Origin of the sequence: Streptomyces sp. 150FB (genome assembly GCF_000818195.1) — a bacterium.
Lineage (GTDB): Bacteria > Actinomycetota > Actinomycetes > Streptomycetales > Streptomycetaceae > Streptomyces.
Map to the genome: position 1 here is coordinate 6,589,440 of NZ_JTHL01000001.1, position 1,348 is coordinate 6,590,787.

Consider the following 1,348-nt stretch of genomic DNA (forward strand, 5'->3'; position numbering starts at 1 on the left):
CCGCTCGGCCTCGGCGGACGCCTCGGCGCGCAGCCGCCCGGCGGCGGTCTCCGCCTCCGTACGGGACTGCGAGGCGTCGGCGGCGGCCTCGGTACGCAGCCGCTCGGCCTCCTCCTCCGCCGCGGCCTGGAGCGTACGGATCCGCTCGGCGGCCTCCGCGCGCAGCCGCTCGGTCTCCTCGGCGGCCTCGCGGCGGATCCGCTCGCTCTCGGAGCGCGCCTCGGTGAGCGCCTCCTCGGCGGAGGTGACCCGCTGCTCCGCCTCGGTGTGAAGCCGCGTCAACTCGTCGGCGGCGTCGGCCCTCCGGCCCTCTATGCCGCGTTCGTTCTCCTCGCGCAGCTCGGCTGCGGCCTCCTCGGCCGCCGCCTTCGTCGCCTCGGCCTGCTCCTCGGCCTCGGCGCGCAGCCGCTCGGCCTCGGCGCGGGTGCGCTCCAGGGTCTCCTCGGCCTGCCGGCGCAGCGTCGTGGCGCGCTCGATGGCCTCGGTGCGTACCCGCTCGCTCTCCGTGGTGGCGTTGGCGCGCGCCTCGTCGGCGTCCGCCTTCGCCTTCGTCAGCAGCTCCTCGGCGGACCTGGCCGCCTCCTCGATCTGCTGGACGGCCTCCCTGCGGGCCTCGCCCCGGATCCGCTCGCCCTCGGCGACGCCCTCGGCGCGGAGCTGCTCGGCCTCGCCGCGCAGCCTGCGCGCCTCTTCCTGGAGCTCGACGGTCTTGGCGCGGTACTCCTTGGTGTCGTCCTTGGCCGCGCCCTTGAGCTGGTCAGCCTGCTCGGCGGCCTCGCCGCGCAGCCGGTCGGCCTCGGCCTCCGCCTCGCGACGGATCCGGTCGGCCTCCTCGCTCGCCGACGTGGTGGTGGCCTTGGCGTCGTCCGACGCCTTGGTCAGCACCTCCTCGGCGGTACGGGCGGCCTTCGCGAGCTGCGCCGCCGAATCCTCGGCGGCCGCCGTACGCGCCCTCTCGGCCGCCTCGATGACGAGCTGTTCGGCCTCGGCGCGCGCGTCGGCGAGGGCCTGCTCGGCCTCCGCCTTCGTGGTCTCGGCCGCCTGCGTGGCCTCCCCGACGAGCCGGGCGATCTCCGACTTGGCCGTACGGGTGCGCTGCTCGTTCTGCGACTCGGCGCCGGCCAGCCGCTTGACCGCGGCCTCCTTCGCCTCGGCGACGACCCGCTCGGACTCGGCGCGCGCCTCGCGCAGCCGGTCCTCGGCCTCCTGCATCCGCTGCTCGGCCGCCCGGCTCAGGTCACCGGCCTGCTGGCGCGCCTGGTCGGACTCGGCGTTCGTGGTCGTACGGAGCTGCTCGGCGTGGGTGGTGACCTCCTGCGCCTGCGTGGACGCGGCGTTCAGCAGCCGC

The 1,348-nt window shown here is 76.6% G+C and carries 1 pseudogene; it reads right to left on the minus strand.

Annotated elements, in window-relative coordinates:
- Positions 1 to 1,348, minus strand: a pseudogene (locus QR77_RS49200) (hypothetical protein); the annotation flags it as partial.